We start from the raw sequence: 11,854 nt of genomic DNA, 5'->3' as shown, positions 1-11,854 counted from the left end.
GGAGTGGTTAGCTGGAAGTATGTATTTTTCTGTCGCCAGCAGCCATTTTGTGAAGCCGGTCAAAGGTTAATGATTGGTTAAATTTGCTAAATGTATGCACAAATCTGTCATTGTTCGGGACTGTGATAGCGCTCTATATTCTTACCGATAATAACGGCTAAAACATAAAGCGTCTGAATGCTACTGAGTAAAGGAATCATGCTAAGCCTGTGTTTTTCCTTTATCCAGACCGGAAATACCTTACCAGGAACTCGAACTCGCTTCAGCGTCGCTGGCGAATGAAAAGATAATTACACCGGAGAACATCATGCATAAATTCACTAAGGCGCTGGCAGCAATCGGGTTAGCCGCTGTTATGTCACAATCAGCTATGGCAGAGAACTTAAAGTTGGGATTTCTGGTTAAGCAGCCGGAAGAACCCTGGTTCCAGACCGAATGGAAATTCGCTGATAAGGCAGGAAAAGATCTCGGTTTTGATGTGATAAAAATTGCGGTTCCTGATGGGGAAAAAACCCTCAACGCGATTGATAGCCTGGCGGCCAGCGGGGCGAAAGGATTTGTTATTTGTACCCCTGACCCGAAACTGGGGCCTGCCATTATTGCAAAAGCGCGTAGCTACAATCTTAAGGTGATCGCGGTTGATGACCAGTTCGTGAATGCCAAAGGTCAGCCGATGGACACGGTGCCGTTAGTGATGATGGCAGCCACCAAAATTGGCGAGCGTCAGGGGCAGGAACTGTATAAAGAGATGAACAAACGCGGCTGGAAAGTGGATGAAACCGCGGTGATGGCGATTACGGCTAACGAACTGGATACCGCACGCCGCCGTACTTCCGGTTCGATGGATGCGCTGAAGGCCGCGGGTTTCCCGGAAAAGCAGATCTATCAAGTGCCAACCAAATCTAACGATATCCCCGGAGCATTTGATGCCGCTAACTCCATGCTGGTTCAGCACCCCGGCGTGAAAAACTGGCTGATTATCGGTATGAACGACAATACCGTGCTGGGTGGCGTTCGTGCAACGGAAGGACAGGGCTTTAAAGCTGCAAACGTCATTGGTATCGGTATCAACGGCGTGGATGCCGTGAGCGAGTTGTCCAAAGGCCAGGCAACGGGCTTCTTTGGTTCACTGCTGCCAAGCCCGGATATTCACGGCTACAAGAGTATCCAGATGCTGAATGACTGGGTCACTAAAGGTGTAGAGCCAGAGAAATTCACCGAAGTGACCGACGTGGTGCTGATCACTCGTGACAACTTTAAGGTCGAACTGGAGAAAAAAGGCCTGATGTAATCACGCCTGATTTCGTAAAGACGCGGATAACGCCGATCGGCATGATGCTGGTCGAGGTTATCCGCGCTCTACCTGCATCGTTATGAGGAAACAGACATGACAGCACAGTCACCCTATTTGTCGTTTCATGGGATCGGTAAAGAATTTCCCGGTGTTAAGGCGCTTTCTGATATCAGCTTTTCCTGCCATGCCGGCCAGATCCATGCATTGATGGGGGAAAACGGGGCGGGCAAGTCGACGCTATTAAAAATCCTGAGCGGAAACTATTCACCGTCAGCGGGCGAAATCCACATTCAGGGCAAGCCTGTGCAGTTTAGTAATACGATGGATGCCCTGAATGCGGGTGTTGCCATCATTTATCAGGAACTGCATCTGGTGCCGGAAATGACGGTCGCCGAGAACATCTATCTGGGTCAACTGCCGCATAAATACGGCATGGTGAATTATTCACTGCTGCGCTATGAAGCCAAACTGCAATTACAGCATCTGGGATTGGATATCGATCCTGATACACCGTTGAAATACCTGTCGATTGGGCAGTGGCAAATGGTGGAAATCGCCAAGGCTCTGGCGCGTAATGCCAAGATTATCGCTTTTGATGAACCGACCAGCTCGCTGTCTGCCCGTGAAATTGAGCAGCTCTTCCGAGTCATTACGGAATTACGCAGTGAAGGCCGGATCATTTTGTACGTTTCACACCGTATGGAAGAAATTTTTGCGCTGAGCGATGCCATTACCGTGTTTAAAGATGGCCGCTATGTGCGCACGTTTGATGATATGCAGCAGGTGAACCATGAGTCGCTGGTACAGGCGATGGTTGGGCGCAACCTGGGAGATATCTATGGTTACGCGCCGCGTCCGCACGGCGAAGAGCGTTTGACGTTGAAAGAGGTAAAAGCACCAGGCGTGAAATCCACGATTTCCCTAAATGTGAAGCAGGGAGAAATTGTCGGGCTATTTGGTCTGGTGGGCGCTGGCCGCAGCGAGCTGATGAAAGGGCTGTTTGGTGCGACCAAAATCACCAGCGGACAAGTGCTGCTGGATGGTAAACCGCTAGTGGTGAATTCTCCTATCGATGCGATTCGTCAGGGGGTGATGCTCTGTCCAGAGGATCGCAAAGCGGACGGTATCATTCCGGTGCACTCGGTGCGTGACAACATCAATATCAGCGCAAGACGTAAGAGCCTGAAAGCGGGTTTTATTATTAATAATCAGTGGGAAGTGGATAACGCCTCACAGCGTATCGACGCGTTGAACATCAAAACACCGTCCGATGAACAGCTGATTATGAATCTTTCCGGCGGAAACCAGCAGAAAGCTATTCTTGGCCGCTGGCTGTCCGAAGAGATGAAGGTCATTTTGCTCGATGAACCCACGCGCGGCATCGATGTTGGCGCAAAGCACGAAATTTATCATGTCATCTATGAGCTGGCGAATCAGGGGATCGCGGTGCTGTTTGCCTCCAGCGATTTACCAGAGGTGCTTGGGCTGGCCGACCGGATTATCGTCATGCGCGAAGGTGCTGTCTCCGGTGAACTGCTGCATGGCGATGCCACGGAGCAGAAAGTGCTCAGTCTGGCTATGTTACGAACCCCCGATATCGAATCTGCGGTTGCTTGACCGCGAAGGAGCAAAACAATGTCAACGGTTACGTCTACAACCTCAGAAAAGAAGAAAAACGGTATGGGATTATCCCGCATTTGGGATAACTACGGCATGCTGGTGGTTTTTGCCGTGCTGTTTCTTGGCTGTGTCATTTTTGTCCCGAATTTCGCCTCGTTCATCAACATGAAAGGGTTGGGGCTGGCGATTTCCATGTCCGGTATGGTGGCCTGTGGAATGCTGTTCTGTCTGGCTTCCGGCGATTTTGACCTGTCGGTAGCGTCGATTATTGCCTGTGCCGGGGTCGCGACGGCGGTGGTAATTAATATCACAGAAAGCCTGTGGATTGGCGTCGGTGCCGGGCTGCTGCTGGGTGTGGCGTTCGGTTTACTTAACGGTTTCGTGATAGCCCGTTTGAAGATCAACGCGCTGATCACGACGCTGGCGACCATGCAGATTGCGCGCGGTCTGGCGTACATTATTTCCGATGGTAAGGCAGTAGGGATTGAAGATGAGCGTTTCTTCGAGCTGGGTTATGCCAACTGGCTGGGCTTGCCTGCGCCAATCTGGATCACCATCGGCTGTATGATTCTGTTTGGTTTGCTGCTGAACAAAACCACGTTTGGCCGCAATACGCTGGCGATTGGGGGAAATGAAGAAGCAGCGCGTTTGGCCGGGGTGCCGGTTGTGCGTACCAAGATCATCATTTTCGCCTTGTCTGGTCTGGTATCTGCCGCCGCGGGGATCATTCTGGCGTCACGTATGACCAGCGGCCAGCCGATGACTTCTATCGGGTATGAGCTCATTGTTATTTCTGCCTGTGTGCTGGGTGGTGTGTCGCTGAAGGGCGGGATCGGTAAAATTTCCTACGTGGTTGCCGGTGTGCTGATTTTAGGGACGGTGGAGAATGCGATGAACCTGCTGAATATCTCCCCGTTTGCTCAGTATGTGGTGCGCGGTTTGATTCTGCTGGCGGCGGTTATCTTCGACCGCTACAAACAGCTGGCGAAGAAAACGGTATAAATGCCCGTGCGGCAGGTCAGTGATCCTGCCGCTTTCTTTCTTATTAGCGTGTACCGGAGGCCTGATGTATCACCGTATGGCGCATGAGTCTCAACCTAATCCTTTGCTGCCGGGATATTCGTTCAACGCTTACCTCGTGGCAGGTTTAACACCGATTCTGGCTGAAGGGCCGCTCGACTTCTTTATCGATCGTCCCGATGGGATGAAAGGCTACATCATTAATCTCACCATGAAAGGGCAGGGTCAGGTCTTTGATGGCGATGAGGCCTTTTTCTGTAATCCTGGCGATTTACTGCTGTTTCCGCCTAAATCGAAGCATTTTTATGGTCGCTCATCGGGCAGCGACTGCTGGTATCACCGCTGGGTCTATTTTCGCCCACGCGCCTACTGGGCAGACTGGTTGGAATGGCATACAAAAAGCAGCGGTATTGGTCGCATGAGTCTGCCAAATAACCAACTGCTGTTGGAATTCGATAGGCTATTTGCCAATATCGAGCAGACGCAGCGTTCAGGGAGGCGTTTCTCTGAAGAGCTGGGCATGAATCTGCTGGAACGTCTATTGCTCAGAGCGATGGAAGAAGATCCGCAGAGCCCGCAGAAGATCATGGATCCGCGCGTGATTGAAGCCTGCCAGTTTATTACCAGCAATCTGGCTGGTGAACTGCGTATTGATGAAGTCGCGCGGCACGTTTGCCTGTCGCCGTCGCGGTTGGCGCATCTGTTCCGTGAGCAGGTGGGGATTAACATTCTACGCTGGCGTGAAGATCAGCGTGTGATTCGTGCCAAGCTGTTATTGCAGACGACACAAGAATCCATCGCCAATATTGGTCGGGTGGTGGGGTATGACGATCAGCTCTATTTCTCGCGCGTGTTCCGCAAGCGAGTCGGCGTTAGCCCCAGTGATTTCCGTCGCCGCAGCAGTGAAATCAACTATCCGGCGGCTAAAACGTTGCCCGTTGCGTGGGGAGAGCGGATACCTAATGCCGTGAGCGGTTAGCATACATAAAAATCTGGCAGATTCCCCTGTCGGTTATCCCTCTCTGCACTCTGGCTGATGACGGGTATATACTGAGTGAGAAATCACAAAGTCAAAATAAGCAAAGGGGAATCGTCATGAGTGAGACCGTTCGTGTTGGGCTGCTGGGCTACGGCTATGCCAGTAAGACATTCCACGCGCCGTTAATTGCAGGTACGGCAGGTATGGAGCTGGTGGCCGTGTCCAGCAGCAGTGCTGAAAAAGTGCATGCGGATTGGGCAAACCTGCGGGTAGAGAAAGACCCTCAGGCGTTGTTTAGCGATCCCGATATTGACCTCATTGTTATTCCTACCCCTAATGACACACATTTCCCGTTGGCGAAACAGGCGCTGGAAGCGGGTAAGCACGTCGTCGTCGATAAACCCTTCACCGTGACGTTGTCACAAGCATCCGTTCTGGGCGCGATTGCTGAACGCGTCGGAAAGGTGCTTTCTGTTTTTCATAACCGCCGCTGGGATAGCGATTTTCTGACGCTGAAACAACTGCTGTCTGCCGGAACATTGGGAAATGTGGTTTATATGGAATCGCATTTTGATCGCTTTCGCCCTGAAGTTCGTCAGCGCTGGCGCGAAGACGGCAGCGAAGGTAGCGGGATCTGGTACGATCTTGGTCCGCACTTGCTGGATCAGGCGTTGGAGCTATTTGGTTTGCCGGTAGCGATTCAGGTGGATATGGCGCAGTTGAGGCCGGGCAGTAAGGCAACGGATTATTTTCATGCCACGCTGATTTATCCACAGCGCCGGGTTGTCCTGCACGCCAGTATGCTGGTGGCCGCAGCGTCTGCACGCTATACCGTGCATGGTACGCGCGGCAGCTTTGTAAAATACGGGCTAGACCCACAGGAAGATCGTCTGAAAGCGGGTGAACGCCCACCGCTGGCCGATTGGGGGCAGGATAAACGTGATGGCGTACTGACACTATCTCGTGATGGCATAACGGCGGAACAAACTATCGCAACGATTCCGGGTAACTATCCAGCCTACTATGCCGCAGTGCGTGATGCGCTGCTGGGTAAGGGGGAAAACCCCGTCAGCGTGCATCAGGCGATTCAGGTAATGGAACTGATCGAACTGGGGCTACTTTCTCACGAGCAGAAAAAAGCGGTCACGCTGAAAAATAGCTAGATTTGCCATGTTTTATTCCAGATAGTTAACGGTTTGTTTAAACTGGCGATCTTAGGATCGCCGTAGACTGCCGTTTTGGGCGATCTACAGATCGCCCGTAGTGTCAGAGTGTTAATTAAGCTAAGGCTAGGGGAAAGGTGTCGTGCATGGGGTGGTTACAACGGTTACGCATTGATAAGTTTTTATTGGTTCTGATTCTGGTTGTGGTGACGGCGTCGATTCTTCCTGCCGAAGGCAGTGTGAAGGTTTTCTTTGAGTATCTGACAACCGCGGCGATTGCTCTGCTGTTCTTTATGCACGGTGCGAAGCTCTCGCGTGAAGCGATTACGACAGGTATGGGGCACTGGCGTTTGCATTTAGTGGTATTTGCCAGCACGTTTATTCTGTTCCCGCTGCTGGGAATTGGCATGAGCCTGTTATCGCCAGTGGTGCTGACGCCAACGCTATATCTTGGTTTCCTCTATCTGTGTGCGCTACCGGCGACGGTGCAGTCGGCGATTGCTTATACGTCTATGGCTGGGGGTAACGTAGCGGCGGCGATCTGTAGTGCGTCGGCATCCAGTATTTTGGGCGTGTTTCTCTCGCCAATACTGGTTGGTTTGCTGATGCACACGCAAGGGGGCGAAACGGACACGCTGCATGCTATCGGTTCCATCATCATGCAATTAATGGTGCCTTTCGTTATTGGGCATCTGTCTCGCCCGCTGATTGCCAAGTGGGTCGAGCGTCACCGTAAGTTGATTAATATTACTGACCGGTCATCGATTCTTTTGGTGGTTTATGTCGCCTTCAGCGAGGCGGTTGTGCAGGGGATTTGGGGACAGATCAACGGTTGGTCGCTGCTGGCCGTGGTCGGTTGTTCGATGGTGCTGTTAGCCATTGTGCTGGTGGTGAATACGCTGGCGGCACGCAAACTGGGCTTTAATACTGCCGACGAAATCACTATTGTTTTCTGTGGTTCGAAAAAGAGTCTGGCAAATGGGATTCCAATGGCAAATGTGCTGTTCCCCGCTGCGGCTGTTGGCGCGATGGTACTGCCGTTAATGATTTTCCATCAAATTCAATTGATGGTTTGCGCTGCACTGGCACAGCGTTATGCCAAACGGCTAACCAAGGAACAAGATACATCTCAGCAATAAGAAACTGTCGGTATCTCTTATAGGCAAAACACCCCCGGTCTATGCAGACCGGGGGTGTTGTTATTTATCGCTATCACTTGTAACTACACGGAAATACAATAAATAATCTATTACAGTGATAGTTTCGTAAGTGTATCACTTTCCCGATCTGTTGCGTTATAACAATGCTGGCTCATCGACATTCGTTGTCGAGGGCAGGGCACAGTTGATAATAATCAGTATGTTGAGATCGAGGGAATATGTTAAAAAAAACGGTGTTAACTTTAGCAATGCTAGGGATGTTGGCTTCCGCGTCAGTGCAGGCAGCTCAGCATATGGACTGTGTGAAAACCGATCAAAAACAGATTGCATCGTTATTTGAGCGCTGGAATGCCTCGCTGCAAACTGGCGATGCTAAAGCAGTTAATAAAAACTATGCACCGGATGCCGTATTGTTACCCACCTTATCGGGTAAACCACGCACGACTGATGCTGAGCGTATTGATTACTTCGAACATTTTCTGGCGAAAAAACCCGTTGGAAAGATTGATACCCGAACGATTCGTATTGGCTGTAATGACGCAGTTGATACCGGAACGTACACCTTCACGTTTGGTGATGGAAGTGAAGCCAAAGCGCGCTACACCTATACCTACATTTGGGACGGGAAGCAGTGGTTGATTAGCTCACACCATTCCTCGGCGGCGCCGAACGACTGATCTCTATCATTCATCTGCAACAAACGTGTGTCAAACGGCTAACAAAGGTTAGCCGTTTTTTCGTATGCCGTTTTGCGTGGGGAAATGCTCAAGGTACAAATTACTGTGTGGCTCCGCGTTTACGCAGAACCTTTTCGCGCAACTGCTGCTTTTCCTGTTCGCTAATAAACGCAATGTTCAGACCATTTTCCTGCGCTTTACGGGTTTCTACCGCCGTTAAGCCAGCAAGTGGTGCAGCAACGTCATATTCGTGGCGGATCTCAATGCCTTGAACCGCAGGATCGTCGGTGTTAATGGTTGCGGGGATACCGTATCGCAGGAAGTGAATCAGCGGATGTTTATCCAGTGATTCCACCGTACTGGTTTGGATGTTGGAGGTCAGGCAGGACTCAATACCAATCCCGTGTTCCGCCATATGCTCCATCAGACTAGGATCGATAATCGCGGTTACGCCGTGTCCGATACGCTCTGCGCCGAGATGATTAATGGCCTGCCAAATACTGTCCGGCCCGGCCGCTTCCCCTGCGTGAACGGTGATATGCCAGCCTGCATCGCGGGCTTGACGGAAATGCGATGTGAACTGTGCACCGGGGAAGCCGAGTTCATTCCCGGCTAGATCGAGTGCGACGATGCGATCGCGCTGTGATAGTAGGGCATCCAGTTCTTGCTGGCAGGCTTCGGTGCCGAATGTCCGGCTCATGATACCAATCAGTCGAATGTCGGTGTCAAAATCACGACTACCTGCCGTAATACCGTCGATCACAGCCTCAACAACGCCTGCAACCGGCAGCTTATGATTCATTGCCATATAGTAGGGAGAGAAGCGCAGCTCGGCGTAATCCAGTCCGGCTTTCATGGCATCTTCAACATTCTCGTAAGCCACGCGGCGACAGGCGTCTAGTGAACCAAGAACGGATACGCCCCAGTCGAGCTTTTGTAAAAAACTCAGTAAATCAGGTTCATTCTTGGTGACCTGAACGTGAGGGCGGAGTGCGTCAAGATCGCTGGCAGGTAACGTAATATTGTACTGGCGTCCAAGATCCAGAATACTCTGGGCGCGGATATTGCCATCCAGATGGCGGTGGATATCCGTCAATGGCAGGAGTAGATCAATCATAATGTCATTGTCTGATTACTGTTTTTCGTACGACAAAGTATAAAAAGAAATCGTGGTAAATAGCCAATTGTTACCGATAAAATTCAAACGTACTGAACAATCATTGAGCAAAAACAATCTGTTATCGGTTTTTTTTCCCCGTGTCAGGCACGTTCAACTTAGGAATGGCCCGGATATAAACGAGTTCACTGAGTAATTCGACTAAAGTTTGGCTGACGATCACGGCTGGGAGTAGCGGTAGTGCGCCCGGTATTGCCAACGCCAGTGGCAGAATAACCAGGGAATTACGCGTGCTGGCGCTAAAGGCTATGGCTCGCGCGCCAGAGGAATCCAATTGGAATACGCGGGCAGTTAACCAGCCAAGCAGCGGTGCCAGCAGCGCGAAGATCAAGTAAAACGGTACCACGAGTAAAACGGATTCCCAAGTGTTACGCAACTGTGGAATGACCGCCGCCACCACGATAAACAATACCAGTGCTGTAGCCGGAACTGGCAGATAGCCCAGCGAGTCCGAAAATGTCGCCATAATACGCTGCCGCGCCGCTAGCCATTGAAGAAGCGCTGCCAGCGCTAAAGGTATGGCAATGAGCCAGATAAAGGCATCGACAAAAGGCGCGAAGGCGATGAGCCCGGCGGCATCATTGCCGAGAAATAGCTTCAGGTAAAAAGGTAACGCCAGCATTTGCAGCAGCAGTAGTATAGGCGTTGCGGTCAGCAGACGGGCGGCATCGGCACGTCCCAGATGCGCGAATGTCACCACGTAATCAATACACGGTGCGAGTAGCACTAATATGATCCCTAGTTTCACTAGCGGTTCAGTGGGTAGAAAAGGTAACAGCGCCGCGACTAGCAAGGGAATCACGATGAAATTGGCAACGATAAGCGCACCGATGAATCTAATCTGAGTGATGCTTTTTCCAATCGTGGTGAGAGGAACTTGCAGAAACGTGACAAACAGCATCAGCGCCAAAGCGGGGTTAATGAGAACATCCAGTTGCTTTGTTTCCGGCAGAACCATCGCTGTTGCCACGGCTGCTATTACAGCGAAAAAGTAGATCGCGGCCTGGTGCGTTTCCATCAAAGGTTTCAGCGCGGACATGACGTTATCTCAATATCAAGAAGAAGATTTAGGGCAAAAAAACGGTGGCTGAAAGGGCGGCCACCGTGTGTTTTAGCGCGTAATTAATATTACCGAGTGCTGGGTTATTGCGCCGGTGGAGCGATTGGCTCTTGCGACGCACCAGGCTGGGATTCTTCACCTTCTTCCGTAGGAACGGAGAAATAAGGGGCGATGAAGTCGGCCAGTGCTATCTTGTTGCCGTTGAAATCAATTTGACCATCAGCGTAGTGCAGTGAACTGGTAATCGCGTTGTCCTTCGTGACACTCATTTGGTTCATTTGGCCAATGTCCGCCATCATCTTAGCTTGCTGCTGCGCCATTTCTGTCGCCTGCTTTTGCTCTTCATCATTGGCTGGTTTCGGTCCCGCCTGCACCATTAACTCTGCCAGCATATCCAGCGGTACGTTGAGCTTGGCATCGAGTTTCTTGACTGATTGGCGAATAATTTTTTCTTCATCGGATACCGTTGCGTCAGCGCCTTTATCTGTGCTCTGCAATGGGTCGGTTAAATCCAGCGCCAGCGTGAACGTACCTTCACCTTTACTGTTCTTCCAACTGATCGGGGAAATCTCAACGCTCGGGTTACCTTTCAGCAGTTGTGGCAGGTATTGCAGGATAGACATAGCGACTTCGTGCTGATAAACATCAGGATCCATAGCACTGGGATCCTGCAACAGTTTCTGCACTTTTGCCTGATAGGCGGTGATGAACTGCTTGGTGCCCGCACCGTCAAGCTGTGAAATAGACATGCTTGCGTTACCCGAGCCCAGATTGCGATCGCCGATGATTAAGGAACCCAGCTTAACGGCCATTTTGCCAGCCAGATTTTTATCATCTTCCGTTGCGCTACTTTGCAGAGAGAAGTCGTTCAAGGTAACGGGATCGCCACCTTCTACGATAAATGTCAGCGTTTTAAGAGATAGAGCACCATCGCCTAAATCAAGATCGAATTTGCCTTTTTGATTGGTTCCTTTGATGGAGAAATCGGTGACATTGACGTTCTCGGTCTGGCCCCAGGCATTTTTCCTTTCCATCTTCACGCTGCTGATGGTGGTATCTAGCTTGCTGCTGCGCAGATCGTGCCCGATATCCAACAGCGCCTCTGCGCCGCTGAAGGAGAATTTCTGTTCTGGCGTCTGATAGTCAATCGGTACTAGCGTAATGAGTGATTGCGTATCACCGCTGTAAGCGACGCGGGTTTCGGCCGTAAAGAACGGTTTATCTTTGGTCAGTTCAAACCAGGCTTTGACTGCTGGAGTGTTGGCCAACTCGGTATGAACAGAAGCCATCGCCGGGGCGAGGTTGAATTTCTTGAGCTGCGCCAGCGGGAACGGCCCGTGAGAGACGGTTTCGTTGAAAACGAGTTCTTCACCAGGAGCAAGGAACTGTGTACCTTTTGCTGTGCCATCGGTCTGTATAACGTAGGCCAGCGTGCTGCTAAACACCCCACCTTGATAGTCGCGATAGACCACTTTTAACCCAGCGTTCGGGTAGGCTTGTTTGATCTTAGTGTTCAGCGTATCGGTGAAACCATCAATCTGCTGAGCCACCTGTTTGCCGGTGTACCAGGATGCGCCGGTCCAGATGGCGCCCAGAGCAACAATGACGCCTACGGCGACTAACGACTTCTTCATTTTTATTCATCCTTTAGTAAAAAAATGCGCGTTCTCAACGTGAAACACTGGTCACTCTCGACGTAGTGCG

Annotated in this window: 10 protein-coding genes; 7 read left to right on the top strand and 3 right to left on the bottom strand. The window is 51.0% G+C overall.

All coding sequences use genetic code 11. The features are described from left to right. Positions 1-307: 307 nt before the first annotated feature. The 7 genes from CLR69_RS05080 to CLR69_RS05050 all read left to right on the top strand — a co-directional run bounded on the left by CLR69_RS05080 (position 308) and on the right by CLR69_RS05050 (position 7,913). On the top strand, positions 308-1,291 hold the full coding sequence (locus CLR69_RS05080) for an arabinose ABC transporter substrate-binding protein (RefSeq protein WP_129707934.1): 984 nt from the start codon (positions 308-310) through the stop codon (positions 1,289-1,291). A 96-nt stretch (positions 1,292-1,387) separates the two neighbouring features. Beyond that, positions 1,388-2,911 (top strand): L-arabinose ABC transporter ATP-binding protein AraG, encoded by a 1,524-nt coding sequence (araG, locus tag CLR69_RS05075; protein WP_129707936.1) that lies wholly within the window; start codon positions 1,388-1,390, stop codon positions 2,909-2,911. An 18-nt stretch (positions 2,912-2,929) separates the two neighbouring features. After that, positions 2,930-3,916: an L-arabinose ABC transporter permease AraH gene (araH, locus tag CLR69_RS05070; protein ID WP_129711254.1), complete on the top strand. Its 987-nt coding sequence runs from the start codon at positions 2,930-2,932 to the stop codon at positions 3,914-3,916. Between the two features lie 64 nt (positions 3,917-3,980). Beyond that, complete coding sequence (araC, locus tag CLR69_RS05065; protein ID WP_129707943.1) at positions 3,981-4,913, top strand: arabinose operon transcriptional regulator AraC; 933 nt, start codon at positions 3,981-3,983, stop codon at positions 4,911-4,913. Between the two features lie 116 nt (positions 4,914-5,029). Continuing rightward, on the top strand, positions 5,030-6,076 hold the full coding sequence (locus tag CLR69_RS05060; RefSeq protein ID WP_129711253.1) for an oxidoreductase: 1,047 nt from the start codon (positions 5,030-5,032) through the stop codon (positions 6,074-6,076). Between the two features lie 146 nt (positions 6,077-6,222). Continuing rightward, entirely contained in the window at positions 6,223-7,215 is a 993-nt protein-coding gene (locus tag CLR69_RS05055; protein WP_129707949.1) for a bile acid:sodium symporter family protein, read from the top strand. Between the two features lie 239 nt (positions 7,216-7,454). Next, positions 7,455-7,913 carry an SgcJ/EcaC family oxidoreductase gene (locus CLR69_RS05050; protein ID WP_129707952.1) on the top strand — a complete coding sequence of 153 codons (459 nt, stop codon included), beginning with the start codon at positions 7,455-7,457 and terminating at the stop codon, positions 7,911-7,913. Positions 7,914-8,013: 100 nt separating this feature from the next. Here the strand turns inward: CLR69_RS05050 and add are convergent, their stop codons facing one another. The 3 genes from add to CLR69_RS05035 form a co-directional block, all read right to left on the bottom strand. Further along, positions 8,014-9,030, bottom strand: coding sequence for an adenosine deaminase (gene add / locus CLR69_RS05045; RefSeq protein ID WP_129711252.1), 1,017 nt, complete (start codon positions 9,028-9,030; stop codon positions 8,014-8,016). Between the two features lie 121 nt (positions 9,031-9,151). Next, positions 9,152-10,129: an arsenic resistance protein gene (locus CLR69_RS05040; RefSeq protein WP_129711251.1), complete on the bottom strand. Its 978-nt coding sequence runs from the start codon at positions 10,127-10,129 to the stop codon at positions 9,152-9,154. Between the two features lie 104 nt (positions 10,130-10,233). Beyond that, positions 10,234-11,784 carry a YdgA family protein gene (locus CLR69_RS05035; protein WP_129711250.1) on the bottom strand — a complete coding sequence of 517 codons (1,551 nt, stop codon included), beginning with the start codon at positions 11,782-11,784 and terminating at the stop codon, positions 10,234-10,236. Positions 11,785-11,854: the final 70 nt, after the last annotated feature.

The organism is Pectobacterium zantedeschiae (assembly GCF_004137795.1).
GTDB lineage: Bacteria > Pseudomonadota > Gammaproteobacteria > Enterobacterales > Enterobacteriaceae > Pectobacterium > Pectobacterium zantedeschiae.
Note: the sequence above shows the minus strand (reverse complement) of the source record. Positions and strands in the feature narration are given on the sequence as shown.

Coding starts and splice junctions, on each gene's coding strand:
- CLR69_RS05040 (WP_129711251.1), bottom strand. CDS start 10,129: ATGTCCGCGCTGAAACCTTTGATGGAAACGCACCAGGCCGCGATCTAC.
- CLR69_RS05060 (WP_129711253.1), top strand. CDS start 5,030: ATGAGTGAGACCGTTCGTGTTGGGCTGCTGGGCTACGGCTATGCCAGT.
- CLR69_RS05080 (WP_129707934.1), top strand. CDS start 308: ATGCATAAATTCACTAAGGCGCTGGCAGCAATCGGGTTAGCCGCTGTT.
- CLR69_RS05035 (WP_129711250.1), bottom strand. CDS start 11,784: ATGAAGAAGTCGTTAGTCGCCGTAGGCGTCATTGTTGCTCTGGGCGCC.
- araC (WP_129707943.1), top strand. CDS start 3,981: ATGTATCACCGTATGGCGCATGAGTCTCAACCTAATCCTTTGCTGCCG.
- CLR69_RS05055 (WP_129707949.1), top strand. CDS start 6,223: ATGGGGTGGTTACAACGGTTACGCATTGATAAGTTTTTATTGGTTCTG.
- CLR69_RS05050 (WP_129707952.1), top strand. CDS start 7,455: ATGTTAAAAAAAACGGTGTTAACTTTAGCAATGCTAGGGATGTTGGCT.
- add (WP_129711252.1), bottom strand. CDS start 9,030: ATGATTGATCTACTCCTGCCATTGACGGATATCCACCGCCATCTGGAT.
- araG (WP_129707936.1), top strand. CDS start 1,388: ATGACAGCACAGTCACCCTATTTGTCGTTTCATGGGATCGGTAAAGAA.
- araH (WP_129711254.1), top strand. CDS start 2,930: ATGTCAACGGTTACGTCTACAACCTCAGAAAAGAAGAAAAACGGTATG.